This window comes from Paenibacillus nicotianae (genome assembly GCF_042681745.1).
Taxonomy (GTDB): Bacteria; Bacillota; Bacilli; order Paenibacillales; family Paenibacillaceae; genus Saccharibacillus; species Saccharibacillus nicotianae.
Genome location: NZ_JBHUGF010000001.1, coordinates 1 through 25740, shown reverse-complemented (window position 1 = coordinate 25740; position 25740 = coordinate 1). Strand labels below are relative to the sequence as shown.

At 37.3% G+C, this 25740-nt stretch carries 29 protein-coding genes; 5 read left to right on the top strand and 24 right to left on the bottom strand.

The genetic code is table 11. From position 1 onward, the window contains the following. Window positions 1-118: 118 nt before the first annotated feature. The 6 genes from ACFSGI_RS00150 to ACFSGI_RS00125 form a co-directional block, all read right to left on the bottom strand. A complete protein-coding gene (locus ACFSGI_RS00150) occupies window positions 119-1480 on the bottom strand; it encodes an extracellular solute-binding protein (protein WP_204826368.1) in 1362 nt (453 codons plus the stop codon). A gap of 99 nt (window positions 1481-1579) precedes the next feature. Continuing rightward, entirely contained in the window at window positions 1580-2896 is a 1317-nt protein-coding gene (locus ACFSGI_RS00145; protein WP_204826367.1) for a glycoside hydrolase family 125 protein, read from the bottom strand. Window positions 2897-3074: 178 nt separating this feature from the next. Further along, a complete protein-coding gene (locus tag ACFSGI_RS00140; protein WP_204826366.1) occupies window positions 3075-4256 on the bottom strand; it encodes a GntR family transcriptional regulator in 1182 nt (393 codons plus the stop codon). 262 nt (window positions 4257-4518) lie between these two features. After that, on the bottom strand, window positions 4519-4737 hold the full coding sequence (locus ACFSGI_RS00135; RefSeq protein WP_204826365.1) for a cold-shock protein: 219 nt from the start codon (window positions 4735-4737) through the stop codon (window positions 4519-4521). Between the two features lie 108 nt (window positions 4738-4845). Continuing rightward, window positions 4846-5046: a cold-shock protein gene (locus ACFSGI_RS00130; protein WP_069329657.1), complete on the bottom strand. Its 201-nt coding sequence runs from the start codon at window positions 5044-5046 to the stop codon at window positions 4846-4848. A gap of 367 nt (window positions 5047-5413) precedes the next feature. After that, a complete protein-coding gene (locus tag ACFSGI_RS00125) occupies window positions 5414-5965 on the bottom strand; it encodes a DUF6985 domain-containing protein (RefSeq protein WP_204826364.1) in 552 nt (183 codons plus the stop codon). 140 nt (window positions 5966-6105) lie between these two features. Between ACFSGI_RS00125 and ACFSGI_RS00120 the strand changes: the two genes are divergently transcribed. After that, window positions 6106-7182, top strand: a complete 1077-nt coding sequence (locus ACFSGI_RS00120) for a GGDEF domain-containing protein (RefSeq protein WP_204826363.1) — start codon at window positions 6106-6108, stop codon at window positions 7180-7182. Window positions 7183-7265: 83 nt separating this feature from the next. On the opposite strand, the gene ACFSGI_RS00115 is transcribed toward ACFSGI_RS00120, so the two are convergent. Both ACFSGI_RS00115 and ACFSGI_RS00110 read right to left on the bottom strand, forming a co-directional pair. Then, window positions 7266-8243, bottom strand: coding sequence for an aldo/keto reductase (locus ACFSGI_RS00115; RefSeq protein WP_204826362.1), 978 nt, complete (start codon window positions 8241-8243; stop codon window positions 7266-7268). 218 nt (window positions 8244-8461) lie between these two features. Further along, window positions 8462-11191, bottom strand: coding sequence for a stalk domain-containing protein (locus ACFSGI_RS00110; RefSeq protein ID WP_204826361.1), 2730 nt, complete (start codon window positions 11189-11191; stop codon window positions 8462-8464). 360 nt (window positions 11192-11551) lie between these two features. Between ACFSGI_RS00110 and ACFSGI_RS00105 the strand changes: the two genes are divergently transcribed. Next, window positions 11552-12121, top strand: a complete 570-nt coding sequence (locus ACFSGI_RS00105; RefSeq protein ID WP_204826360.1) for a hypothetical protein — start codon at window positions 11552-11554, stop codon at window positions 12119-12121. A 99-nt stretch (window positions 12122-12220) separates the two neighbouring features. On the opposite strand, the gene ACFSGI_RS00100 is transcribed toward ACFSGI_RS00105, so the two are convergent. Beyond that, on the bottom strand, window positions 12221-12640 hold the full coding sequence (locus ACFSGI_RS00100; protein ID WP_204826359.1) for a universal stress protein: 420 nt from the start codon (window positions 12638-12640) through the stop codon (window positions 12221-12223). A gap of 40 nt (window positions 12641-12680) precedes the next feature. Further along, entirely contained in the window at window positions 12681-13661 is a 981-nt protein-coding gene (locus ACFSGI_RS00095; protein ID WP_204826358.1) for a magnesium transporter CorA family protein, read from the bottom strand. A 204-nt stretch (window positions 13662-13865) separates the two neighbouring features. Between ACFSGI_RS00095 and ACFSGI_RS00090 the strand changes: the two genes are divergently transcribed. Beyond that, complete coding sequence (locus tag ACFSGI_RS00090) at window positions 13866-15464, top strand: peptide ABC transporter substrate-binding protein (protein WP_204826357.1); 1599 nt, start codon at window positions 13866-13868, stop codon at window positions 15462-15464. A 77-nt stretch (window positions 15465-15541) separates the two neighbouring features. Here ACFSGI_RS00090 and ACFSGI_RS00085 read toward each other — a convergent pair whose 3' ends face one another. Next, on the bottom strand, window positions 15542-16252 hold the full coding sequence (locus tag ACFSGI_RS00085) for a hypothetical protein (protein WP_204826356.1): 711 nt from the start codon (window positions 16250-16252) through the stop codon (window positions 15542-15544). A 154-nt stretch (window positions 16253-16406) separates the two neighbouring features. On the opposite strand from ACFSGI_RS00085, the gene ACFSGI_RS00080 reads away from it, so the two are divergent. Both ACFSGI_RS00080 and ACFSGI_RS00075 read left to right on the top strand, forming a co-directional pair. After that, complete coding sequence (locus ACFSGI_RS00080; protein WP_204826355.1) at window positions 16407-18224, top strand: ABC transporter substrate-binding protein; 1818 nt, start codon at window positions 16407-16409, stop codon at window positions 18222-18224. 191 nt (window positions 18225-18415) lie between these two features. Then, on the top strand, window positions 18416-18868 hold the full coding sequence (locus ACFSGI_RS00075; RefSeq protein WP_204826660.1) for a GNAT family N-acetyltransferase: 453 nt from the start codon (window positions 18416-18418) through the stop codon (window positions 18866-18868). Window positions 18869-18964: 96 nt separating this feature from the next. Here ACFSGI_RS00075 and ACFSGI_RS00070 read toward each other — a convergent pair whose 3' ends face one another. The 13 genes from ACFSGI_RS00070 to ACFSGI_RS00005 form a co-directional block, all read right to left on the bottom strand. After that, the gene (locus ACFSGI_RS00070) at window positions 18965-19570 is read right to left on the bottom strand and encodes a hypothetical protein (RefSeq protein WP_204826354.1); all 606 of its coding nucleotides are present in this window, start codon (window positions 19568-19570) and stop codon (window positions 18965-18967) included. A 38-nt stretch (window positions 19571-19608) separates the two neighbouring features. Next, complete coding sequence (locus ACFSGI_RS00065) at window positions 19609-20004, bottom strand: hypothetical protein (protein WP_204826353.1); 396 nt, start codon at window positions 20002-20004, stop codon at window positions 19609-19611. Window positions 20005-20157: 153 nt separating this feature from the next. After that, a complete protein-coding gene (locus tag ACFSGI_RS00060) occupies window positions 20158-20592 on the bottom strand; it encodes a hypothetical protein (RefSeq protein WP_204826352.1) in 435 nt (144 codons plus the stop codon). Next, entirely contained in the window at window positions 20585-20884 is a 300-nt protein-coding gene (locus tag ACFSGI_RS00055) for a hypothetical protein (protein ID WP_204826351.1), read from the bottom strand. Before ACFSGI_RS00055 ends, ACFSGI_RS00060 begins: the two co-directional genes overlap by 8 nt. A gap of 72 nt (window positions 20885-20956) precedes the next feature. After that, window positions 20957-21106, bottom strand: a complete 150-nt coding sequence (locus tag ACFSGI_RS00050; RefSeq protein ID WP_204826350.1) for a hypothetical protein — start codon at window positions 21104-21106, stop codon at window positions 20957-20959. Between the two features lie 70 nt (window positions 21107-21176). Continuing rightward, the gene (locus ACFSGI_RS00045) at window positions 21177-21572 is read right to left on the bottom strand and encodes a barstar family protein (RefSeq protein ID WP_204826349.1); all 396 of its coding nucleotides are present in this window, start codon (window positions 21570-21572) and stop codon (window positions 21177-21179) included. 12 nt (window positions 21573-21584) lie between these two features. Beyond that, the gene (locus ACFSGI_RS00040; protein ID WP_204826348.1) at window positions 21585-22262 is read right to left on the bottom strand and encodes a hypothetical protein; all 678 of its coding nucleotides are present in this window, start codon (window positions 22260-22262) and stop codon (window positions 21585-21587) included. 60 nt (window positions 22263-22322) lie between these two features. Beyond that, complete coding sequence (locus ACFSGI_RS00035) at window positions 22323-22688, bottom strand: dihydroorotate dehydrogenase (quinone) (RefSeq protein ID WP_204826347.1); 366 nt, start codon at window positions 22686-22688, stop codon at window positions 22323-22325. Window positions 22689-22737: 49 nt separating this feature from the next. Beyond that, window positions 22738-22893, bottom strand: coding sequence for a hypothetical protein (locus ACFSGI_RS00030; RefSeq protein WP_379282097.1), 156 nt, complete (start codon window positions 22891-22893; stop codon window positions 22738-22740). 4 nt (window positions 22894-22897) lie between these two features. Next, window positions 22898-23344, bottom strand: coding sequence for a hypothetical protein (locus ACFSGI_RS00025; protein ID WP_204826346.1), 447 nt, complete (start codon window positions 23342-23344; stop codon window positions 22898-22900). A 455-nt stretch (window positions 23345-23799) separates the two neighbouring features. Further along, window positions 23800-24123 carry a hypothetical protein gene (locus tag ACFSGI_RS00015; protein WP_204826344.1) on the bottom strand — a complete coding sequence of 108 codons (324 nt, stop codon included), beginning with the start codon at window positions 24121-24123 and terminating at the stop codon, window positions 23800-23802. A gap of 57 nt (window positions 24124-24180) precedes the next feature. Further along, entirely contained in the window at window positions 24181-24495 is a 315-nt protein-coding gene (locus tag ACFSGI_RS00010) for a hypothetical protein (RefSeq protein WP_204826343.1), read from the bottom strand. A 16-nt stretch (window positions 24496-24511) separates the two neighbouring features. After that, window positions 24512-25740, bottom strand: a 1229-nt coding sequence (locus ACFSGI_RS00005; RefSeq protein WP_379282093.1) for an RHS repeat domain-containing protein, incomplete at its 5' end; no start/stop codon positions are given.

The window sequence follows — 25740 nt, the reverse complement described above, 5'->3', positions numbered from 1 at the left end:
TTCCATCTGGAACCCTCCTTTACCGAACAATCATAACGAGCAGATAAGGCTGATCGACGCTACCTAAAGCCTCTACTCAACCTTATCTACCCATCATAGATTGAACGATCCTCTTCCTTTACTTGGTCTCTGTTTTGTCTGCACCCACGCTACGCTGTACACTTTGTGCATATTGAGTCATCGCATCTTGAGGGCTCGCACCTTTAGTTACTACTTTTTCGACCATTTCCTGGATAGCGGTAGACACAACAGGATAATCGGCTGTGCTTGGACGAACATGAGTGTACGTGATAAAATCAGCCGCTTTTGCATACAATGTACCTGGTTGTTCGCTGTACTCTTTGTCTTTCGCTACATCAAGACGAGGTGTTAACGCGCCATCCAACATTGCAAATTCTTTATTGTGTTTCTCATTTACAGCCAATTGAATAAATTCCCAACCTAATTCTTTTTCAACCGATTTGGCACCTACAGCAAGTGTCCATCCACCAGACATCGAAGTGAATCCAGGTGCTTGTCCATTTTCTGTTGGCATTTTGACAAAATCATAGACATCTAACGCTTCTGGCCAAGGTTTGCTACCTGAAGATGCCCATGTACCTGTCAACCAGTTACCATTAAGTGCAATCGCTACTTTTTGATTCGGCATAAGGTCTGTTTCCAACACTTGACCGGCTTGTGCAGTCAATACTTGAGATAATGGTGGACCAAAGCCATTGGAATAAATATTGTTGATAAAGTTAAGAGAACTCAGGATGCCCGGACTTTGTGTAATCCATTTTCCATTTTCATATAGTGGATTCTCTGTGCCGTACAATAACATTTCAAAAGTCTGCATCGTCGTAGCTTCTTGACCCGCTTTACCGGAGTTCATCCAGAATGGAATAATATCTGGTAATTTCTCATGAATCGTCTGGGAAGCCGTTAAAATATCCTGCCAGTTTTTAGGTTGCCATGGAACCGGTAAGCCTGCTTTTTTGAATAGTTCTTTGTTGTAATACAATCCCCGTACATCGGTAGAGAAAGGAATACCATACGTTTTGTCATCTTTTCCTTTTGCAGCCGCTTTGATCGCTTCGTTAAAATTACTCCAATCTGACCAGCTATCGACTTTAAGCGGTTCCAAATATCCTGCTTCACTATCGGCATTGATCATAAAAGAATCTTCTGCAAGTACTTCAGGAGCAGTACTCGGATCAGACATCAATAAAGGAATTTTGGTCGCATATTGCGCCCCTTGAATCGGTTGCAATTCAACTGTCACACCTGGATGCGCTTTCTCAAACTCTGTTTTGACACTGGTTAACCATTTGCCCCAGTTGTCTGTTTCATTCCATTTTCCATACGCTACTTTGACAACTTTGTTGGATGAATCTCCACCAGATGCGCTCGTTCCTGCGCTGTTATTCGAACAAGCTGCTGTTAATACAGTCAAACTAACCAACAACCCTGCTATCCATTTACGTTTGCCTTTTGCCATCGTTATCGCTCCCTTATCGTTAGTTCTGGGTACAAACAACATCATGTGACATCCAAGGTGTACTTACTTTTACAACGTAATCGCTATTTGTGTCTTATGTTACGACGATTGAATTTTGCCACTGGGCACTTTATAACCGCAGTACGTCAAAATCAGTTCGCTAAATAATGAGTTAGCCCAAGAAAACCATTCGCGTGTATACTCTTCCGGTCGATCCATATGAAAGCCTTCATGCAGAAAATCGGTACCTGCATCGGTATTTTCCAGCGTGTGTAACAAAGATAGAATTTCTGATTGATGTTGAGATGTCAACGCTTGCATAGCTAACGAAATGTGCCATATATATTGAGGAGGGGTGTGAGGACTACCAATCCCTTGAGCCGCTGTACCGCTGTAATAATAAGGATTGTGCTGACTGAGTATAAACTTTCTCGTATTTTGATATAGTGGATCATCCAGTGTGCAATAACCGAGATAAGGAAGCGAAAGTAGACTGGGTACATTAGCATCATCCATCAAGTTGTAATTGCCTAATCCATCGGTCTCGTAAGCATACATCCGTCCAAATTCAGGATGATCTACAATTCCGTATTGTTCAATGCCTAATTGAATTTGTGCTTTTAATATCGAAGCTTGAGAGATCCATTCTGCATCTTGATATACTTCGCTTGCAATCTGCTCCATATAACCAAGTACAACGACTGCAAACATATTTGAAGGAATCAAATATCCATATTCGCAAGCATCATCACTCGGTCGAAATCCTGACCATGTCATTCCTGTAAAACCAACCGGATTTCCTTTGCCTTCATACGGAAGCGTATCAGATACCGGACAATCAGTTCGTTCAAACGTATACGGTGAACGTTCATTATGATTCTGCTCGGTATGCCATAATGTCATAATAATATGACAAGCTTGGCGGAAATGTTCGTCTAAATGATCGGTTCTGCCTGTAGTTCGCCATAATAGATAGGCTAACTGAATCGGGTAACATAACGAATCTATTTCATATTTGCGTTCCCAGATCCATTTGCTCATCTCTGTCTTATCTTCTTGATGCCCATTGCCATTATCTTTTTCATTAAAAGCATTCGCGTATGGATCAAGCTGAATATAATGCACTTGTCGTCTGACTACATTTGCGACCAGACCACTTAATGTTTCATCATTGTTGGCAAGAATAAGATAAGGTCTAACTTGGGCGGCTGAATCTCGCAACCACATCGCTGGAATATCTCCGGTAATCACAAATACGGTTCCATCTTCTAAAGGCTTGAGCGTCGTCGTTAGTGTATTACGAATACAATTGTTAAACATACGTGCAAGCTTGGGACGTTCTGTAAGATGTGCTTGCACATCTGCTATTAATTGTTGAACAGAGAGTGGTAATACATCATTTCCGATATCGTTCATTGCAATCCCCCTCTTATTAAGCGCTTACATTTATAGCTATATAATAAATCACACTATATTAACATGTCAATACATTATATTATGTTATTAAAGAAAAAGATTAAGAATAGAAAATGTATATCTATGCAAAAAAGGTGTATCTCCTTAATAAGCAAGATACACCTTTGGATTAGATAACTTAGGAATGAACAGATGCTTCTGTAACAGAATGTCCATGAATCAAATTCGCTTGTAACGAAATTTTGCTAGGTAATGATGCACCTTCGATAAGTGCAAGTACATTTTCTATCGCTAATCTACCTAATGATTGTTGATCTTGTTGCATATGTGTAAATGGATATAATGCTGCACTTGCCTGCGGACTATCAAAACAGATAATCGAAATATCCTGCGGAATATGCAGTCCCATATGTTCAATAGCTTCTTTGGCAAATAAAGCTAACTCATACTGCATTGCAAATAATGCTGTAATCTGAGGATGGGTTTCTATCATTTGCTGAATCATATCGACAGTATGTTGAACAAGCACTTGCTCATCTTCTTCTTGATTACTATTCCAGTACATATCGGTTAACCATGATGAGCGATCCAGTACAACACCACGTTCTGCATGGGCTTGTACAAATCCTTCGATCCGTTCTTCAATCGCTACATTATCGGTTACTTTAGATGCTAGTAAAGCAATATGACGATGTCCTTGATCCAACAAGTAATGTGTGCCCAGGCTTGCTGCGGCTACATTATCGGTACTAATCGATGTCGAATCAATGCCTTTGACATAGCGATCAACCAGTACATGAGGAAAGCGATCAATGACTAATTTCAAAATTTCAGAATTAAATATCTGCCCGCGAGTCGGATAAATAATCAACCCATCGACTCCATAATCTCTCAACATCCGTATCGCATTTTCTTCGATATCTGTCTGTGAAAATGAAAGCCGTAACATCAAATATACACCCATTTTTTGAGCGGTTCTTTCCATTTCGACCAGCATTTCTTTACCATAACTATCGCTAAAATCTTCCATAATCAGTCCAAGTACAATCTGATTACTGGCTGTACGTGGTCTGCTTGGAGTATCGTATTTGCCTGCCTCTTCTGCTTCTACAACGTCAGATTGATTCCCATTATGAATAACAAAAGAACCTCGACCTGGTTGCCGTACAATATATCCATCTTGCACTAACATATCTAATGCTTTCTTTGAAGTAATCCGGCTCACTTCAAATTGTTCCATTAATTCTTTCTCAGACGGAATCTTATCTCCTATTGTATATTCTCCTGAATGAAAACGATTACGTAGCGTTAAATACATTTGTTCATATCTCGGTTTAAGCGATATTGACTGATCTGCCATACAATCACCTTCAGTTTAGATTTACTATTATCATTTAGTATACTATGTTATATCATTTATGCAAAGAGGTATACACCAAATATTTGGAATATAGTTATGATTTTCTATTGTTTATGTGTTTTGTCGTATTGTTGATGTTATGTGTGGTTCTTTATCATTTATAATTAACAGAATTAAAAAAAGCATCAGTCTATCTGTGGATCACAATCATCCATCAGTAAACTAATGCTTTTTAGTATTCTTGATAAACTCTTCATCAGAATTAACGCTTTTTGTTGGGTCTACTATAGCTTGTATTATCCAACACCGGCAATTCTTTTTGAGCGCGGGTCATGGGCGACTTGCATTGTGAACAAACCGGTACATCTGCAAGTGCAAAATTATCTCGCATCCATCCTTTGCAATCTGGATTCGTACATTCCCATATGTCAGTCATTGCCATTGGAATCTCTTGCGATGGATTTTTCCGTGAATAGTACATGTGTAGTCCCCTCCCAGTAATAATATCTATTTGTTTCTTGCACAAGTTACAAATATTAGAATAAAAAAACACCCTTAACTAACGTTAAGGGCGTCTTATAAACTGAAATTACAGTTTTACAACGTTCTCAGCTTGTGGACCACGGTTTCCTTCAACAACGTTGAATTCTACGCGTTGACCTTCGTCCAAAGTTTTGAAACCGTCGCCAGTGATAGCAGAAAAGTGAACGAATACGTCGCTTCCGCCTTCAACTTCGATAAAACCAAATCCTTTTTCTGCGTTAAACCATTTTACTGTACCTGTTTGCATTGTAGTACCTCCAAAGAAATTAAATTTACATGACCTTCTTTATTCAGAAGATTAACATCCGATAAAATAGAATAATCACATATTGTACAAGGCTCTTGACCTTCTAACATAACAACCCTCTACAATATGTGAGTACCAGTCACGTTTTCGTTACTCTTATTATAACCGATTACATGAATAAATACAATCTCTTTATCAGGTAATTTTTGTAATTTCACTAAACCGCATCTTTCATCTTAGACGATGACATTTTTCGTCAGCAATCGCTAAGGTCATAAGGCTCACTTTATGCTTATACCAGAGCATACAGAACTGAATCGCTTTCAAACAATAAATGTAAGCGTATACTTTATTAGTTAATTACTGTTTAATCGATATCATATGCTGTATAAAAAGAACTCACATGCACAGGTTGGTGATTAACTATTTTGACACCTAATCCATGTTCTGTATCCCATGTACAATGAAAATTAAGATAGTAGCTAGCTTCTGATGAAGGATTTTTGATCAAAAATCCTTGTAATGTGATGTACTCTTTTAATTGCTCATACTGTGTAATATACGGAATCGCTTGATCTCTTTCTTCTATTGTAGCTGGATCTTGAGGATCAATTTGCCATGCTTGACGATATCGGTCTTCAATCTTTTGATAATGTTCAAAAACGATCTGTAGCACATCCTGCTGAATAGATTCGCTATGTTCGATATAATGCTCCCAGATCTGTTGCTGTTCTATAGAAGGAGCTGTCAGATGTTCTATTTCTTCTTCATGATCAACCGCTTGAATAAACTCTACTTGAATTACTACCTTTTGCCCGATCAGATCCAATGTATATTGACCTTCAAATGTAACTTCTTCTGTAACATCATAAGCGTAATCTTCTAAAGTTAGTTGTGTATACCAGCTTGGATCAATCATATTGCTATGCCTCCTGCTATAGTTATATTTTTATTTTGGTAAAGCTTGTCTTTTCTTATGATCGTATAATGATTTATACTTGTCTTTACATGAATGTGTAAGCTTACACATTTTAAATCTTGAGGCTGTATGGTGATGTTATGAATAAGCAGTCCAAATGGATATATCAATTTTTCAGAGTATACTGGATTGTTATTAGTGTCCACTTTTTTGCTCAGTGGGGTTCTTTTGTATTTTTGGATTATAACGATAGTGCTTCTCATTTCTATATTTATATTCTAATTTTACCGACTCTTTGGATGAGCATTGTTACTTTGATTACAAAATGGATGTATATCCGTTGGAATCATTTATCTTTTTACGTGTTATTTAGCGCAAGTACACTGATCACATGGACGATTATTTATCTAAATTATGATATTCGCATTATTACAGCACTATGTTTGTTACCGATTTTGTCAGCCGTTGTATTTTTCAAACGTCGTTTATTATGGCTTCCTTCAATCTTACAACTTATCGCTTTTACTTCATTGTATCTAACAGATTCACACTTCCGCAATTATCTATCTTCCTTTGATGTGATTGCTGTTATCGCTTTTATTATTGTAAGTACGTGTATTGCTCATATTATTGTTGCTTGTGGTATAGAAATTTTAACAGATTTACAGACAACGATGTTAGCGAAGCAAGATCTTATTGTAAAAAATGCTATCATGAGTAAACTTTCCAAAACAGATGGTTTAACCAATCTATATAATCAAATTTCTTTTCGTGATTATTACAATACTGCTTTTGATTATGCCAGTAAGGGTGCTAAGCTTCATCTTGCTTTACTTGATATTGATGATTTTAAAGCTATTAACGACACGTATGGTCATCAAGCAGGAGATGCTATTTTAGGAAAAGTCTCTGAAGTGATCCAACAACATATGTCTTCTAGCGATATTGCTGCCCGTTATGGTGGAGAAGAGTTCGCTTTGCTTTTATTTGATCAGACTTTTGAAGAAGCTTATGCATTGGTAGAAAGTATACGTAGTGGTGTGGCTGATTTGCAACATCCTGAACTGAATGGAAAATCTATTACAGTCAGTATCGGACTGCAAAGCTATGGCTCTGAAAAGACCAAAGAACAATTATTTGAACAGGTCGATCATTATCTTTATCAAGCCAAGCGTACAGGTAAAAACAAAACCGTCACTGCTTCTAATACAGGATAATCTATTGAGATTAACGTGTCATCAAATAACAAAACTCCAATCCTTGAGATATATCGGATTGGAGTTTTGTTGTTATATATAGCTTAGAATCCTGTGACAGGATGCGGAATATAAGGTTCTTCGAGACGTTTGATTTCATTTTCAGTGAGAACAATATCTACAGCCGCTACTGCATCTTGCAAATGATGTAGCTTGGTTGCTCCTACAATTGGTGCTGTGACTGGTTCTTTTTGTAATACCCATGCTAGAGCAACTTGTGCGCGTGGAATATCGCGTTCAGAAGCAATCTCTGCTACTCGCTCCACTACTTTGCGATCTGCTTCAGCACTTGCTGCATACAGGCTCTGACCAAAGCTATCACTTTCAGAACGTGACGTTTCTTCTTCCCAATCACGAGTTAAACGACCACGTGCTAAAGGGCTCCACGGAATCACGCCAATACCTTCTTCTTTGCACAAAGGAAGCATCTCACGCTCTTCTTCCCGGTAAAGTAAATTGACATAGTTCTGCATAGATACAAAGCGTGTCCATCCATGTTGCTTACTAATATCTAAAGCTTTCATAAACTGCCATGCTGCCATCGAAGAAGCACCAATATATCTAGCTTTGCCTGCTTTGACTACATCATGCAGCGCTTCTAATGTTTCTTCTATCGGCGTAAGAGGATCCCAGCGATGAATCTGATACAAATCCACATAATCGGTTCCTAGACGTTGTAGACTATGATCGATCTCTGCCATAATCGCTTTACGTGAAAGTCCACCACCATTCGCACCTTGATGCATTTTGCCATGTACTTTGGTAGCGATAACGATCTCATCACGATTCGCGTATTCTTTCAGTGCTTTTCCGACAATCTCTTCACTTGTTCCATCTGAATAGACATTTGCTGTATCAAAAAAGTTAATGCCTGCTTCCAAAGCTTGCTTAATAAAAGGACGACTGCTCTGCTCATCTAATGTCCATGGATGTGCTCCACGATCAGGTATTCCATAACTCATACATCCCAAACAAATTCGCGATACATCGAGACCGGTACGACCCAATTTTACATATTGCATTAATGTCCCTCTTTTCCGCCCGGAGGCAAGTCGATACGATTAGTAAAAAAATCGATACTTTCTTACTTATCATAACCAAAAATAGACATAATGAGTTAATTATTTCAATGATTGTTACCGGATCACCAGTAAATGTAGAGCAACTAAAAAGCAAGCTCTACCGGTAAAGACCGATTAGAGCTTGCTTGAGACTACAATATATAGATACAGATTACATTTTATTGAGCGATGATTTGAGCTTCTCTCGAAGCGACAGAGAGAGCATTGACTGTCGCTACACGTCCATCAGCAATCGATAATACAAATGCTTTATACGCAACGCCTGAGCGGATAGCCGCACCATTAATATCAACATCTGTTGTTGTAAACGTCCACTCGCTGTACACGCCTTTGGTCACTGTCTCATAATTGCGTTCACTCACCCGATTCGCATCTGCTAATGAGAAACTGCCTGAGCTTGCAGACGGTACCAGCATTACAGCATAGCTAGCAATCCCTGTTTCACCGGATGGTTTGGAGAAAGTAACTTTAATTCCACCATTAATTGCAGTCGCATTCAGATTGGTAGCCGGCGCTACAGTTGGTGTAGTGATCGTAAAGTCATTAGATGCTCCAGATAATGTATTTACAGAGCGAACTGAACCATCCGCTACACTTAATACATACACACGATAAGCTACATCTTTGACAATTGCATTACCGTTATAATCTTTAGTGCTAGTTGTTAAAGCTTGTGTTACTTTTGTTGCTGTTTTGGCAATACGTGTATAATTTGCTGCGGCTACATTGTTCGCAACGCTCAAGTTAAAAGAACCTGCTTGATCGGCACGTACAACATAGACACGATATTCCGAAATGCCTGTATCGTTAGCCGGTACAAAACTAAACGTAATATCCGATGCTGTACTTGTCGAAGCACTATTGGTTGTCGCTACTGTATTGACAGCCGATGTTGCGCCATTCGAAGCTAACGTAATCACAGACGAAGCACCTGACAACGAATTGTTGCCTGAAGCATTCCCTGTACCTGTTGTTAATACAAATACTTGATAATTCGTACCGTTTTTGATCAGATCACCATTTACATCTTTGGAACCTGCACTGAACGTTACTGTAGGGTTGGAACCATTTTTACTAATCTGCAAATAATTTGAACTGGATACACTGTTCGCTGTAGAAAGGTTGAATTTGCTCGCATTGATTGATTTAACGACCATCACACGATAGTTATTCACTAAAGATTCATCGCTTGCTTTGTTAAACGTTACTTGTAGATCTCGTCCATCGCCATAATCGCTAATATCACTAACAGCGATACCACTCACATTTCCGACTGTCTGATCGCCGGTTTTTAGTGTAAGCGTAGAGGATGCAGAAGATAGGCTATTTGCATAAGAACCTGAACCCAGTGCCATTACATAGATACGATAAGGTACATCATTCACAATCGTTTCTCCGCCACTGTCTTTAAGAGAAGTCGCTAGTGTAACTGTGCGATCGCTACCTGTTTTGGATACATCAATATAACGGCTTGATGCTAATCCGTTAGCTGTAGCAATATCAAAATCTCCAGATGCTTTGCTACGTACCACGAATACACGATAGCCACTGATCTTGGATTCTTCAGAAGACTTGGTAAATGTCACCTGGATATCGCGTCCATCTGCGTAGTTGCTCACATCTTCCACTTTAGTGATCGAAGGTGCTTCTACGGTACGTCCCAATGTCAATGAATTAGAACCTGCGGATATGCCGATATTGTCGCCACCACTGGTGATAGATACCACAAATACGGTATAGGCTGTTCCTGTAGTAATCAGTTCACCAGATGTATCACGTGTCGTGTTCGTTAAGCGTGTTGTTGGATTAGAACCTGTTTTGTTAATCGTTGTATAGTTAGAACTGCTAATTTTAGCTGCTTCTGTCGCACTAAAGCTACCTGCACTTGTCGTTTTTACCACAAATACACGGTAATTGCTTAATTTACTTTCATCACTTGCTTTGGTAAATGTCACTGAAAAATCGCGTCCATCGCCATTGTCGGAGACATCACTTGCTTTGACATCGGTTGCTATAGCAGATGCTGTTGCAACTACGCCTAGAGATACAATCGGTGAACTAACAGATAAAGCACTATTGTATCCAGTAGCGCCCACTGCCAATACATAGACACGGTAATTCATATTTTTCTGAATCAATGCACCATCTGTATCACGCGCTTGAGGCATTAAGGTGATCGTATAATTGCTACTTCCTTGCGGAATAGCTGTATAATTCGCCGCAGGAACGGTTAATGCTGTATTTACATTAAATGGATTGCTATTACTTGCTTTGACCACCAAAATTCGGTATTGACTGATTCCTTTGGTACTGGCAGAAGCCGGAAAGCTAATTTCTAAATCATTTCCATTTCCTTGTTGTCCTACCACTTTGGTGTTTACATAAGGTACAGGTGAGATCGAAGTCGATGGAGTGGTTGGTGTAGTGGGTTGAGTCGGTGTAGTTGGTTTTGAATTTGTGGTTGTAATACTCACAGTCTTCGTAGATGCGTTCCAGCCTACTTTCTCGCCCAACGATTCACTGACAAAGCGTAAAGGGACAACGGTTCTTCCTTTAATCGACTTCGCAGGTACATCTAATGTAACCGATTTGCCATTAATCGTTGCTGTTTTAGATCCTAACGGTAATACAATCGTTGTACCGTCTTTTGTAGCTGTTACTGTTTTGGTGCTTTGCTTCCAAAATACTTTTGCGTCTAACGCTTCAAAAACACCTCTTAATGGAACCATCGTCCGATTCGCTGACATTACAGGTGCCTGATCTGTTGTTAGCTGAACCCCGTCGATCGTAATCTTAATCGGTGTTGCTGCGCTGACGGATGGTGTATGTAGACCTCCGCTTACCGTCAAAGCTGTTACTAATACTGCTGAACAAATCTTCTTTTTCATTTGTATTCATCCTCGTTCCCCCGAAATAGTGCCAAACGCTATCTATTAAGCTTGTCCTTTATTCCCCATCTAATAGACGCACACCTCTTGCAAAAAGTTTCCATGTTTGTTTATTTATTTTGAAATCTTTTGCCAGTTATCGATTGGTGATCAGGTGTACATCTATCGACTATATGTAAGTTAACATCGTTATCACTAACGAACAACCAAAGATTCGTCATAAATTAGCAACAGTTTCTTAATGATTGCCTAAGTGACTGTAATTATTTACAAGTTGGATACAATTGGTATTTAAGTTAGATACATTTGCTGTGTAATATAAAAGGCAAGACAAACACACTATAGAGGAGATGTACAATTATGAATATGCACAAATGGATCGCTACTTCTGTTATCGCAGGAGTACTTCTGACAGGAGCGACAACAACGCACGCAGCCGCTACAACTCCAAGCCATTCAGGTAACATAGAAGCTAAAGCAACTACTGCTAGCTCTAACACGACCAACAAGCAATATCCGGTAACCAATGTAAACTACTCTTCTGCTCAACTCAAAAAAATCACTCAAGCTTTTGCAGGTTTTGATGGATTTGAGACGCCTTATGTACCTACTCGTATGATCAAAGGCGATGCGTTTCGCAAAGTGAGCGGTGTCGGCGACGGAGTAACTTTTCTTTTCAAATATATGACTGTTTCAGTATCACCACGTGATTATTCTTATGATTACAAAGGAACTACAGTCACTCTACCTAATTCCAATCAAGTTAAAGCCAAATGGTACAAACCGGATAAAGTAGATATGTTAACATTCAAATTAGATGATCGTTATGTAACGATTTCTTCACCTTATCATTTGCTAGGTAAAGCGAAGCTAGAACAGGTTGCTGTAGATGTTGCTAAATATGTTCCTGTATCTGTTCCTAAGTCATAAAGTATAGAACGCTTCATACGATTTAATAACTAACACAAAAACACGTATACAAAATCGGAGTATCTTGAGTAGACTCCGCATGTATACGTGTTTTGCCATTTATTTCACGATCAGCACAGGACATTTTACACCACGAGCGACTTTGTGGCTGACGCTTCCGAGTACCATTTCTTTCAAAGAGCCCAGCCCTCTGCTCCCCATCACAACCAGATCGAAAGCATGATCGTTAGCGTGTCTGATTAGACTTTGTCCAGGTTCTCCATGTAATATTTTTAGCGCATAGGTTGCTTGTTGCTGTTGCAGTAGTTCTTCAATCGGAAATAATTTTTGTCGTCTGGATAGTTCTAATTCATCAATATCTCCATAGCGTAATACTTCATCACGACTTTTGCCAAAATCAGCGACAAACACCACTTCGATCTCACCCGACTGTTGTAATGACACCAGCTTAATCGCTTCTGTTGTAGCTCGTAATGAATGTTCTGATCCGTCTACCGCCAACAATATTTTTGGATACATAAGCAAACTTCCCTTCTATTCAGAGATGTTGTCTTGTGATTTATTTGCTGTGAGGCATATTCTTTTTGTGTTTGCGTTTGGATTGATGTTCTAAATTCATATCTAAAATGTCTCCAGTCAACCCTTTTCGTTTGAGCCACCAATACGTTAACCCGGTAAGCCCGAAGATCAAAATCAATGAAGCAAGATATCCCCATTTCCATTCTAATTCAGGCATATTCTTAAAGTTCATTCCCCAGATCGCACCTAAAGCTGTCATCGGCGTCAGTAATACAGTAAAAACTGTTAATGTTTTCATAATATTATTAGAACGGTAATTCGCTACATTATCATCGATTTTGAGTAAGGTATCAATTTCATGCTCATACGCTGTTTGAAGCATTTGGATACGGGATAATCTTACTTTTAACGTGTGGAAGGTTTGTGCGTCTTTGACGAGATCAGGGAATACTTCTTCAATTGCAAAGCGGATTTCTTTCAAAGCGACTGTCTGTACATTCCAGCGCGTCATCTGGTTACGCAAGTCTACAATTTCGCGTAATAATTTCCCACCGTTATTCTCTTTCATTTTAAATTCGATCTCTTTCAATTGCATCTCAATCTCATCCATTCGCCCGAAAAACGCACGAATAATCGCATTAACGACAAACATAAATCCATCGACTGGATAATCACAGCCCAAAATATAGTGATCCCATTCTTCATAACTCATATCATGTAACAACCATGTATTATCGCCGATAGTGATCATTCGATTCGCATCGATATAATAATGCAATATATTGAGATCTTCCCAGTGATCTGGATTCATATTGATCGCTAATGTTCCACTAATATAATTCTTATCTTTGTCTTTATAATAAATAGAAGTTATTCGATTGTGTGTGCACATTAGACTTTCCTGCGCCCATTTCTGCAAATGTTCATCAAAATCAGGATGTTCCATAAGAAGCTTCACATCTTTCATTCGATACCATGTCCATTCACTTTGTGCAGCTTGCATGACTTCTACTTTATTCATAACGATTAGTCTCTCCTTACTCTCACTTCTATCATTAATGTATTACCCGATTTCAGTCGTTCATGACTTGCACTTTTTTGAATATTTATAGATAGCCATATCATAAAAGGATATTGTATATTATTGGATTCGTACTCTATCTGACTGAATAGTATGTTATAACTAGAAAGAACGTACTTATGGTTAAGGAGGATATATTGATTTATGAGAAGAACATACATAGCCCGTCTAGTCATTTTGCTTATATGTGTACTGTTAGGAGGTACAAGTACATCCAGTATCACTCAAGCCGCCATAGCTCCAGCACAAACGTTTCGCTTTAATCTATATTTGGAACCAGCTACTCTTGATCCTGCATTGTCTGGTGATAGCACAACCGGTACGATTGTGAAAGCTATTTTCGAAGGACTGGTGCGTACCAAATCCAATGGAGCGATAGAACCTGGAGTTGCAGAATCGTGGACTATTTCACCGGATGGCAAAACGTACACATTTACATTACGTGCCGATGCTCGCTGGAGTAACGGTGATCCTCTTGTTGCTTCTGACTTTATTCATGCATGGCAACGTGTATTGACACCTGCCACTCGCTCTCCATTAGCTTCTATGTTATTTCCAATTGCACAAGCTCAAGACTATTACAAAGGTACACTTACCGACTCTAGCCAATTAGGATTCCAAGCATTAGATGATCACACCTTGCAAATCGTTCTGCAACAGCCGTTGCCTTACTTTCTCGAAACATTATCGTCTCCAGCCTATTTCCCAGTACATACATCAAGTACGACAACCGATACCAACTTGGATACTCAAGCACAATCTATAGTAAGTAACGGCCCGTTTGTTGTTAAAAATTGGACCAAAGGACGCTCGATCACATTAGCTCGTAACCCTCAATATGCTCAAGTGGAAAAAGTGCATTTTGATCAAGTCTTTATCCGTTTTATCAACGATCCTGATAAAGAAAATGATATGTATAGAACAGGGGCAATAGACTGGTCAGGCACCTCAGAAAGTAATATTCCGACGTATAAAATGACCAATACGATGAAAAAAGAAACCGTCTATCCTGATACAGCATCGCTATATTATTACAATTTTAATATCACTAAAAAGCCGTTCAACAATGTAAATATCCGTAAAGCCTTTGCGCTGTCGATAAAGCGTTCTGCATTAATCAGTCCCAAATCTGCTTATGGCTTTGTACCCCCAGTAATCAAAGGGTCTACTTCTACATTCCGTAAAGAATATCCAGTAACCAACTTTGAGACCAGCGCTAAAATAGCCCGTCAATTACTGAAAAAAGGGATGAAAGAGGAAAAAATTACTTCTTTACCTTCTATCACGTTAATCACTAATGGAGATGGTAATCAGTATGTTGCTAATCAAATTACAGATATGTGGAAAAGAAATCTAGGTGTTACTATCAAAGTAAAAGTCGAAAATTTCTATACATTATTGCAAGACAAGCAGAAGAAAAATTATCAGATAGCACGCAGTGGATGGTCAGCAGACTATAACGATCCTGCTGCTTTTCTCGAATTATTCACTTCCTGGAACAGTGAAAATACATCCGGCTGGAAAAATGCCACCTACGATGCTCATATTACTAAAGCATACAGCTTAACCGACACAAAAGCTCGTATGAAAGAATATCGGGCTGCTGAAAAAATGCTTACCGATCAGATGATTGCTATTCCTCTTTATTATTTTAATACGTATTTTCTGCAAAAGTCGAATGTACACGATGTATATATCGATTACTCGGGTGCTATTCATTTTGTCTATGGATATAAAAAGTAATATTTTATGTAAAAAAAAGCACAATTGCTATCGTTAGTGCAATTGTGCTTTTTACTTTATTATTATAGGATAATTAGCTACAGCACAGATTGTTCACTTGTCGCTCGCCATGCCGCAGCGATCATTTTTACCGATTGTTCATCAGGTGTATAATATTGTTCTTCCTCTATAGGATCTTCCCACTCCAACATTCGTCCTGTATCTCGAAAGTCCAATTCTAACTGTATCTCTTCTGGAGTTAATCTACCTTCTTCCCAGAGAGGATCTTCTTTACCACTTATGTATGCGTATGCACGAATTAAATGCCCATCAACTGCTTTTGCCCAGGCGTAATAATGCACTGTCCGATAATAAGCGAAATAATGGGCTTCTCCCCATATACTACTTAGTACTTGTAATAGTTGCTTCAGTTGTTGCGATCCTTGCTCATCTTCAGGAGAAGGCAGATCATAACTGCTCACCAGTATCCACTCTTCGACCGTCGTAAACACCCATTTCTCACTGATCGGTTGCCTGGCTTGAGTAGAGCGATCGATATGTGCTAGAATACGGTCAATTTCAACTTGGACAGCGATCGAATCTTTACTTTTTACACGTAACCAAGTGGCTTTATGATAAAAATCGATCTTTTCCGATTCTTTGGCATCTTTGACAAAAAAGCTAGCAGGTGGCGGTGCATCCAATCCGATGATTACTTTCACTGGTGGATTCAATGGCTTCACCCTAATCCGCTGAACAATCCAGTATCCTAGATAAACGATTCCTGTAACTAGCAATGCTATCCACATGTATGTATCTCCATTCGAAGTTAATATACAGTATCTATTATAGCTCTTTTGCTTATTGGTGATCTCTTTTCTTTACTTTTTGTTTTCTGCTACTATGGTTTACATTAGAACTCATTTATTGTGCATTTTGGATAGGGTAAAGGAGCGATTGGTTTTGCGGATAGCAGAAGATTATGTGCAGCTCAGATTCGCTTTTCAAGAATATGCAGATCAACAACCTTTTCATATTACGATGGATCAATTGGCACAGGCTTTATTTTGCACCCCTCGTAATGCCAAATTAATTATCACCAAAATGGAGCAAGTCTGTTGGGTTGAATTTCGCTCGGGTCGAGGTCGAGGAAATACGTCTGAACTCACCTTTTTACATCCGGTGACAACGGTATTACTAGAGGAAGCCAAGCAACGAGTTCTACAGGGAGATGTGCAGAGTGCTTTTGATTGGCTTCAAGCCCATGAACCGCTGGCTATCGTACGTCCACTCTTTTTAGAATGGCTGATGACTTACTTCGGGCATAGTACACAACAGATCGGACAAGATCGGATGATCGAGACGTTGCGTTTACCGATTTATCGACCGATTGTCTCGCTAGAACCAGCCAATGCGATGTATGCTTTTGATACCCATCTGATTCATCAAATCTATAGTCGATTGGTGCAATACGATCACTTGCAACAGACATTTACCAAAGACATCGCTCATCACTGGGAAGTTAACGAAGATGCGACCTGCTGGACTTTTCACCTTCACAAAGGGATTGCTTTTCACAATGGACAAGAACTAACTGCGCAAGATGTAGATGCTAGTCTTACCCGATTACAAGATCCATCGGTAATTCATCACTGGTTGGTGCAAGATATCGACCATATTCAAATCATCCATCGGTATCAAATACAGATCACCCTGCGGCGACCTAATACGCAGTTTCTTTTCTATATGAGTCATAGTGCCGCTTCGATCTCACCTGCATCTTCGTTATTACCTCATTCAAAGCATATATTGCCTATCGGTTCAGGGCCTTATCAGGTGATATCCCATCATCCTGGAAAATGTACGCTGACATTGTTTTCAAGTTATTTTGGATATAAAGGGTTTATCGATCAGATAGAAATTATTATTGTGCCTGAGAATGAAGCAGAAGCTTGCTTTGGTACCAGTCCAGGGGTATTGACGGTAGTTACAGGAGAATTGGAGATCCCTGCTGATCTGCAAATGCCTTTAACACAAACAGTCACAGGTGTATCCACGCTGACGTTTAATCTGCGAAAAGATACTATTTTACAAGATTCGAGATTTCGGGAAGTGTTAGTTCAGGGGATCAACCGTCTACAAATGACCGAAGAATTAGGAGCAACCCATCTTTGCCCTGCATCTGGACTACATATTCAGACAGACGCTATAACAAGTGGGTTTCTAGAGTTGTTAGTAGAGCAATCAGAATATACAGCTATTCGGGAATCTATGCTAGCACAGTTACAGCACACTCCTTATGCTGGAAAAACTCTACATTTGTATACGTTTGCCCGTCATGCTACAGATGCGTACTGGCTTCAACAACAGTATCAGACATTCGGGATTGTGATACAGGTGCATATCGTAACATGGGCAGAGACTATTCAACCTGACATAATGGAACAAGCAGACCTTATGTTATTTGAAGCGATGGTTAGTGATCAGCCTATTGGACTGCTCGAATATGTTCAATCCGATCGTAATTGGATCAGGTATTTCTTACCTACTCAGACTGTACACCAATTAGATCAGCTCACTCAACATATGCTGGCTTCCTCTGCCGAGCATGCTATTGCAAACTGGTCTAGTGCAGTTAATCAATTATTCCATGAATCTTGGACAAGCGCATTTCTAGTGGTGCGGACAGCAAGTACAATCTATCATCCATCGTTGCGCGGAGTACATGTTAATCATAAAGGATGGGTAGACTTTGCTACGCTGTGGTTTCAGGACACCTAATCATATGCACAACTAACACCTATTCCATACGAAAAGTAGAAATATTTCGCTGCTACTTTACTATTTTTATCATAAAGAGCCCACGCTACAATAAACACTATAGTATCACTGATCTTATATATGGAGGTGCTCTTTTGCTACAGACTGTTGTGATCGAACAAGTACAACAAATTGAACCGTATCTCGATGAAATGTCGGATATGCTGGTACAAATAGTAGATGCAGACGCATCGATCGGATTTCTCCCACCTCTGGCTCATGCAGAAGCTAGTGCTTATTGGGAACAGGTACTACAACCAGGCACATTATTATATGTTGCCAAAATCGACAATGTTATTGCGGGTACGATTCAATTGCACCTATGTACCAAGCCTAACGGAGATCACCGGGCTGAAGTTGCCAAGTTGATGGTACATCTCAACTACCGCCGTCATGGTATTGCTCGCCGGCTTATGGAACATATCGAACAAAAAGCAAAAGAAGAGAACCGTATTCTACTTGTGCTTGATACCCGGGATGGAGATCCTTCCAATCTTCTCTATCAGTCATTAGGCTATATCCAAGCCGGACAAATTCCCAATTACGCCAAGTCAGGCAATGGCGGATTAGATGCTACGAATTTGTATTATAAGCATCTAGTGTGAAGTGAAACAAAAAAAGGGATAGGTTCATTTATATGAACCTATCCCTTTTTTATGTGGAGAGTTTTATATCTTTTTGATTATGTTGTTTGTTTGTCATCACTTGATTTTTTGTAATTCAAAGTAGTATCCATTGCTAGTCACAATTAATCGTTTGGGTGTTAATGGATCAATATAGATATAACCCAGACTCCATAAGTTTTCGTAATGTTTGTCTGTATATATTTCGATAATGTTAATAGAATTATGGGTGAATCCAAGTTCTTTGAATTGTGCCATATCGTTATCTGTCTCAAATTCTGCTTTACTTACAGAGGTTTGAGTATATGTAGGATTAGATAAGCGTGGTGTGGTTGCTTTATCTTCGTTGATCAAAATAGGCTTTAATGCTTTACTATCCGATATAATCGATTGTGCACCAAATGTGAATTGGGTACCTACTAATTTCTTTGCTGCTGATTCAGCAATCGTTGTAATCCAAGCAGATTTTACAATTTTTTTAACTTTCCACTGACCAAATAGATATTTTTGCACAAAAGAAGGCGTCTGATTTCCAACAGGTACGATTTGTTTATTTTCCTCTTTGGTCTGTATAGCAGGTTTATGTAATGCAGTCATTTGCTCTAACTCCAATGGATTAGAGTCTCCCCATCCACTTAGTAAAAGTGCGGGAAGTATGAAGTATATAACACTACTTTTTTTCAATTCGATTCCTCCTAGTGTTTAACTTGAGTACATCTTTATTAAGGTCCGTAATAAATTTTTATTTCACTAATATTCTGTTTTTTATCAAATCTATAGTCTATCCACGTATCACCATCTATAAATCCATCACGTATATCTAGTATTCTCTTATTACCTTTATATACCTTTTCTACGAGTGGTTTTGAGGTTCCTATACCTGTTTTTTCACTTCCAATACGGTAATTATCATCTGTGATTTTTACATTAGCTAAAAAATAGTCATTTTGATTATTAGCAGAACTTTTATTCATAAAGAATAAGCGGTAGCCTGGATATAACAATTCTTTTGCATATTCTTGACCATTCTTTGGATCGAATTTTGTATGTTCAGATAAAGGATTACCTTTATTAGAAATAATATTTTTATAGAAAAAAGAGCTTATGTTTGCTCTCATAAAATAATCTTTCTCTATTATTTCTTTGTCCGATAAAAAAATAAAACCTAACACAGAAGTCCTAAAAAGATTATGCTCATAATCATGCGTTTAAGCATATTTACCTCCTCATATGACTATGTTACTTTACATTGATGTAAATTCACTTTAATGCTATATGATAACTTTTATCTTTCTACAATGTATCCCTAACAATTCATCTTTTCCAATATAAAAATCAATGTTCTCTGATTGCAAATGAACATCAATAATCTTTTCTTTGGCAAACCACATTGTAAATTTATTCTGAGCATGTTGTATACAAAAGTCATCTGCTATTGAAATAATATGTAGCCTAGGAGATCCAGACAAAAACTTTACTTGTTTTGCAAAATAACAGCATTCTTTTTGAACAATCTTCGGATATATACTTTCTATTTCTGCTATAGCTCCCTCATGATTTAACCAAATCATATTACTCTGTTCAACTCTATAGTTTACACACTCATCCGACATAAATTCAGTAGTTATATTATAAGTCTTTACCTCTTCAATATATGTTATGTTAAAATGCACATCTTTATTGTTTATTCCTACTACTTTAATCATTGTCTGTACCTACTTTTCTTTTGCTATAATATTTGAGCAAATCAGAATGCAGATCAGCTATCAAGTTTTCTAAAGATAATGGATATATATCACTATCCTCAAATATATTCTTTTCAGCTTCTTGTAAAGTTACAGCAAATTCTAGAATATACGCTTGAAATTTATCTATAAATACCAGTTTGTAATAATTCTCTTCCCACTTATAAAACTCATTATGATTTAACATGAATTTTTCAAAACCCAGTTCTTCTAATAGTATATTTATTTGCTGATCCATATGTTCTTTATTCATAATAAGTACTCACTATTCTTTTATATATTTATAAATTTTTATTTTAGAAATAAATACATAGTCAATAAATCTTTATATTTTCTCCAAGATGACTTCTGCTGAATTGGCTCTGATTGTGATCGTATCATTTTCCACGCTAGAGAAAATCTCAAAATCTTCTTCCCAATCTAATCGTAATCCCTTGCTAGATGAATAAGCCGGAATAGTAAGCTTAATCTCCATGTTTCATTTCTCCTTTATTCAGCCTATCTTCAAAAATAATTTATACTGTTATATCTGTAAACACCAAATATTAATCCACGAAATAGATCTTAAATGGTTTCACTTTGCCACCTACAACCGTTGTTGTAATCTCATATTGCCAGAAAGGTAATATAGTGTCTTGAAAGTTATTAACTATTTGTTCTTTTATCAGTAACTCCTGTTTTAAAAACTCAGCAAAATGATAAATAATGAATACATAACCTTCTTTGTTAAGCCAATCTAAATCTCTCATCCAGTCGTTGTATCCGTCCAGACCAAGAGACGGAATAGGAAATTGGAACAGATTCGACATTTGAGTCAAATAATCAGTCAAAGTCTGAATTTCTTTGCCATCTAGCTCAGCAATATACATACAACCATTCTTATCAAAGGTATGCTTTATCGTTTGCATATCATTTAACGCTATATAATGAATATCTTCCATATTACCCTCCTGTCAATTTTTCCAGAACTCTTTTCTCCAGTCATCGATTTCGTCTAAAATATATAAAAATTCAGCTACACTTATATTGAATCTGAACAACTTTTCTTCTTCAACAAATCCTTCTCCTGAAATATTAATAATCACTAATTCTTGTGCATTCAATTTTTTCAAAAGATATTGATTACCCTCATATTCGCCTGCTCGAAAATTCGCAACACTGACAAAAGCATATATCACTTCGAGAAAATCATCCTCGATCTCAAGATTCAGAAAATCTATCAATACATTGTAGGCTCGTTGACCTTTTTGTGTAATAAATTCTTCTTTAGTAATTTTCTTTTTCATATTTGCTCCTTTTATTTTGGTTATTTGATTATCTGTGCATAGCACTATAGAGTTTATTGGTTTTAAGTGTTCAAAAAAGTTACATTGATATAAATGAGTGACTGTTCGTGTTATTTCTTCTATGGTTACTTCTTTTACAATAATTAAATTTGGATAGACCTCGTAATATCCATAATTCTCGTATTCTGATTGAACATCCTGCTGTAGTCTAACGATATCGTGAACAGCTAATTTATATCTAAGTTGTCCTATTTCTACATACACATCTGATCGAAAACCTTTGTTTAGCGCTTCAAAATTTGCTAACTCCGAATCATCTTCAACATAAATTTTTATTGATGACATATTGTGTTCACCTTTTTTAGAATATTTTCAAAATCAGATTAATAACAATATATACATTTATTAATCATATGTAATCCAAATGTACGTTGCTTGTTTTTTTGCTTGTAAAGCTAAGTGATACATATCATTTAAAATGCCTAAACATATTTGATCTACATGTGTTTTGTCTATACCTTGTAATTCATTAATAACGCCTGAAACATCCAGGAGCTTCCAAGGAGAATGATCGTACCAACCAGTATGCGTATGATAGTAGTAAAATAATACTTTTTCTCCCACAGTAGTAGGCTGAATATATGACATTAAAGTATCAAAATAGCCTTCCCACATTTTAATTGAAAATCTAGTATTGTCTGAACTAATATACATAAACCGAATTTCCGGTTCTCCTTCAAAACCGAGATAGTAGTCTATTACTTGTTCCATAGTATCTCTTCTCCTTTAAGACACTGCTGATCTCGTTTCTTTGAACCATTTATTTATTTTTTCTCCAATAATCTATATGATCCATAATGTATAAAAATTCATTATTTCGTTCAATAAGTTTTTCTTTTGAAATAAATTCTTTCATATTATTCTCCTTTTCATACTCATCTGCTGGAGCATAGGGAAGTCGTTCAATTAGATCCATTCTTTCATTCTATAAGATCATAAGCTTCTACTCCTATAGCTACTAATTCCTTATCTTGAAACAAGTAATAGACATTTTCTGAGACTACCTTCAGATCAAATTCACTTTCGCTTTTTAACCATATCATGAAATTTTCTCGGGAAATTTCAACAGTTATATTATCGTAATCAGCTTCACTCACACTAAAGCTAGGCTCGCCTATAGTGTTCTCAATCGTATCTGGTTCAAAGAAATTTGGTTTGGATGTTTGTATAGGATAGATAAGTTCAATCTCTCCCATTGCGCCCGATTCATTTAACCATATGCAAGTACCCATCCCAATCTGAAAAGGTATACATTCATCGTTCATATATGAAGTTACAATATTAAATGTTCGAATAGATGGATTATATGTACATGTAGATTTTGAAATTAAACTATTTTTTTTAAGAGAAAGTAGATTTAACGTCATTGTGATTCTCCTTATTGTTCATTAGTAATCTGTAATTCATATATATCTTATATTATAAGTAAGAACTATTTGTGACTTGAGTTATAGTATCTCGCTGTCTGGGCTTTGGTGTATAACGTTTCGCTTTTTCCAGCAAGGTCGTTCACAGTGATCTTCGTCAGACCTCCAGTGCCGTCGTATGCATAGCGAGTCGTCTGGTCGATCCCATCTTGCACAGCCGTGAGTCGGTTTAGAGCATCATAGGTATAGTTGCTGGTGACTCCGTTGCTGTTTTTAGACTGGTTATATAATCGAAAAAAACCTTGAATGGTATAAAACCAAACAAGGTCAAATAAATCACTCTAAAAAATAGATTATAAAAAGTTTTACTTTTCCTTCTACAATTATTTCTTAAATTTTGTATCTTCAAAAAGGAAATATAATATTATCAACTAGTTCTTTTTGATACAAATTTTCTACTCTATTTTGTACTTTCTCCACTCATCAATATTATCCATAATAGTTATCATTTCATTTACGGTTAAGCAAAATGGTATTGGGGAAGAATTATTATCTTTTTCTTCTACTGAAAGATCAATAATCACTACTTCTTCTGAATATAATTTTTTTAAAACATGCTTATTGCCTTCATATTCCCCTTTTCTAAAGTTGCCTACTTTTAAAAAAGTATATATTGTTTTAAAATTCTCTTCTTTGATTTCTATATTTAAAAAGTCAATTAATATTTCCCATGAACGTTGGCTGTTCTTCATCATAAAGTCTTTTTTTTTGAAATTCATACTCTTCTTGTTCTCCTTTTCTTTTCTTATTTTGCCACATAATAAAACTAACTTATATTAAAGCCCTGTTCTCCACTCATCTATTTCATCCATAATATATAACATCTCTGATACATATAATTGAAAATAAGTTGTAGATAAATCTTTACTAAATTCTTCTGCAACTGTATCAACAATAATAATTTCTTTTTTATTCAATTTTTTGAGAATATATTGTGTTCCCTCATATTCTCCATTGCGGAAGTTCTCAATACTTAAAAATTCATAGATCCAGTTAAATGAATCTTCAGTAACTTCTAGATGCAAAAAATCAATTAATGAACTATACGCACTTTTACCCTTTTTCTCAATAAACTCTTGTTTGGTAATCATATTCAATTCTCCGTTTCTATTTTAAAGGAATTTTATCAGGAAATACATTCCAAGGATTGCTAGAACCATCATAGATTACACGGATTGCAGTTTCTCCATTAACGCCTACAGTTTTTTGTGCATCAATCCATATTTTGTATGAAGATGCACCATCAGAACCTACTTTATCATTATCTTCAACTTTTTTTATAAGACTATTATCAGCTTTTGCTTTCTTTATTATTGAGTCAACTAACTTATTAGCTTCTTCAGGCGTATCCACATTAAATTTAGACCAATTTTTATTTGCATTTTCTGGAAGATCCAAATGTTTGTTTTTAATAGTAAACTTGGTAAAATCAACTTTTTTAAAAGCATTCATGGCACTAGTAAAAAGCCTTTTTTCTGCGGCTTTTGCCGCATTTTGTGCTGCTTGTTCTTGTTTTAGTAAATCTACATCAGTTGCGCTTGATTTAGGTAAAGGTTTTACCGGAGCTGGTTTTGGTTTTTCAGTCTTGCTTCCGTTCGACGAATTAGTAGAAGATTTGCCTCCACTTCCGCTAGAACCTTTGGGTATACTCGACCCTCTGAAACCTTGTACAGCATCTGTTTCCTGAGAGGGTTCTTCAGGATTATAACCCGTTGGGTCTACATAGTTCACTGGGTTATTCTCTACATATGTGTAACTATTGAGCGTCAGTGGATTGGTAATCTGTCCTTCATAACTATCCTCTTTCAAGAATCGTCCTTGACTTGGATCATAATATCTTGCTTTCAAGTAATACAATCCCGTCTCACTATCATACGCTTCGCCTGCATATTTGAAGTTATTTGCGACTGTTTCCTTATTTTGAGTCAGATTACCCCATTCATCATATCCATAACTATTGACAATAGCTCCAGTCGTATCCACCATCTGCACAATATCGCCGTGTCCATTGGATAGATAATAGTAATCTTTGTTTGCTGTCTGGTCTTTTTTCAAAAGAATACGGTCGCCGTAGATGTATGTCGATTGAGCACCACTACTGACTTTCTCAGAAGTAACATTGTTCTGAGCATCGTATCCGTACTGAGTCGATATCGTACCTGTTGTTTTCTGGAAACGTAAGCCATTCGGTAGATAGTCGATACTGGTTTTGGTTCCATCGATCGTAGCCGATGTTAAGCGATCATCAGGATCATAGCTATAACTGGATTCTTTAGTCGCCGATGCTTCCTGAGTATCACTCAGCGTTTTCCGATTGCCACGTAGATCATACGTGT

What these genes read in the sequence shown, in the direction of transcription:
- ACFSGI_RS00150 (WP_204826368.1), bottom strand. Translation starts at nt 1,480, where the DNA reads ATGGCAAAAGGCAAACGTAAATGGATAGCAGGGTTGTTGGTTAGTTTG.
- ACFSGI_RS00145 (WP_204826367.1), bottom strand. Translation starts at nt 2,896, where the DNA reads ATGAACGATATCGGAAATGATGTATTACCACTCTCTGTTCAACAATTA.
- ACFSGI_RS00140 (WP_204826366.1), bottom strand. Translation starts at nt 4,256, where the DNA reads ATGGCAGATCAGTCAATATCGCTTAAACCGAGATATGAACAAATGTAT.
- ACFSGI_RS00135 (WP_204826365.1), bottom strand. Translation starts at nt 4,737, where the DNA reads ATGTACTATTCACGGAAAAATCCATCGCAAGAGATTCCAATGGCAATG.
- ACFSGI_RS00130 (WP_069329657.1), bottom strand. Translation starts at nt 5,046, where the DNA reads ATGCAAACAGGTACAGTAAAATGGTTTAACGCAGAAAAAGGATTTGGT.
- ACFSGI_RS00125 (WP_204826364.1), bottom strand. Translation starts at nt 5,965, where the DNA reads ATGATTGATCCAAGCTGGTATACACAACTAACTTTAGAAGATTACGCT.
- ACFSGI_RS00120 (WP_204826363.1), top strand. Translation starts at nt 6,106, where the DNA reads ATGAATAAGCAGTCCAAATGGATATATCAATTTTTCAGAGTATACTGG.
- ACFSGI_RS00115 (WP_204826362.1), bottom strand. Translation starts at nt 8,243, where the DNA reads ATGCAATATGTAAAATTGGGTCGTACCGGTCTCGATGTATCGCGAATT.
- ACFSGI_RS00110 (WP_204826361.1), bottom strand. Translation starts at nt 11,191, where the DNA reads ATGAAAAAGAAGATTTGTTCAGCAGTATTAGTAACAGCTTTGACGGTA.
- ACFSGI_RS00105 (WP_204826360.1), top strand. Translation starts at nt 11,552, where the DNA reads ATGAATATGCACAAATGGATCGCTACTTCTGTTATCGCAGGAGTACTT.
- ACFSGI_RS00100 (WP_204826359.1), bottom strand. Translation starts at nt 12,640, where the DNA reads ATGTATCCAAAAATATTGTTGGCGGTAGACGGATCAGAACATTCATTA.
- ACFSGI_RS00095 (WP_204826358.1), bottom strand. Translation starts at nt 13,661, where the DNA reads ATGAATAAAGTAGAAGTCATGCAAGCTGCACAAAGTGAATGGACATGG.
- ACFSGI_RS00090 (WP_204826357.1), top strand. Translation starts at nt 13,866, where the DNA reads ATGAGAAGAACATACATAGCCCGTCTAGTCATTTTGCTTATATGTGTA.
- ACFSGI_RS00085 (WP_204826356.1), bottom strand. Translation starts at nt 16,252, where the DNA reads ATGTGGATAGCATTGCTAGTTACAGGAATCGTTTATCTAGGATACTGG.
- ACFSGI_RS00075 (WP_204826660.1), top strand. Translation starts at nt 18,416, where the DNA reads ATGTCGGATATGCTGGTACAAATAGTAGATGCAGACGCATCGATCGGA.
- ACFSGI_RS00065 (WP_204826353.1), bottom strand. Translation starts at nt 20,004, where the DNA reads ATGAGAGCAAACATAAGCTCTTTTTTCTATAAAAATATTATTTCTAAT.
- ACFSGI_RS00060 (WP_204826352.1), bottom strand. Translation starts at nt 20,592, where the DNA reads ATGATTAAAGTAGTAGGAATAAACAATAAAGATGTGCATTTTAACATA.
- ACFSGI_RS00055 (WP_204826351.1), bottom strand. Translation starts at nt 20,884, where the DNA reads ATGAATAAAGAACATATGGATCAGCAAATAAATATACTATTAGAAGAA.
- ACFSGI_RS00050 (WP_204826350.1), bottom strand. Translation starts at nt 21,106, where the DNA reads ATGGAGATTAAGCTTACTATTCCGGCTTATTCATCTAGCAAGGGATTA.
- ACFSGI_RS00045 (WP_204826349.1), bottom strand. Translation starts at nt 21,572, where the DNA reads ATGGAAGATATTCATTATATAGCGTTAAATGATATGCAAACGATAAAG.
- ACFSGI_RS00040 (WP_204826348.1), bottom strand. Translation starts at nt 22,262, where the DNA reads ATGTCATCAATAAAAATTTATGTTGAAGATGATTCGGAGTTAGCAAAT.
- ACFSGI_RS00035 (WP_204826347.1), bottom strand. Translation starts at nt 22,688, where the DNA reads ATGGAACAAGTAATAGACTACTATCTCGGTTTTGAAGGAGAACCGGAA.
- ACFSGI_RS00030 (WP_379282097.1), bottom strand. Translation starts at nt 22,893, where the DNA reads ATGGATCTAATTGAACGACTTCCCTATGCTCCAGCAGATGAGTATGAA.
- ACFSGI_RS00025 (WP_204826346.1), bottom strand. Translation starts at nt 23,344, where the DNA reads ATGACGTTAAATCTACTTTCTCTTAAAAAAAATAGTTTAATTTCAAAA.
- ACFSGI_RS00015 (WP_204826344.1), bottom strand. Translation starts at nt 24,123, where the DNA reads ATGAATTTCAAAAAAAAAGACTTTATGATGAAGAACAGCCAACGTTCA.
- ACFSGI_RS00010 (WP_204826343.1), bottom strand. Translation starts at nt 24,495, where the DNA reads ATGATTACCAAACAAGAGTTTATTGAGAAAAAGGGTAAAAGTGCGTAT.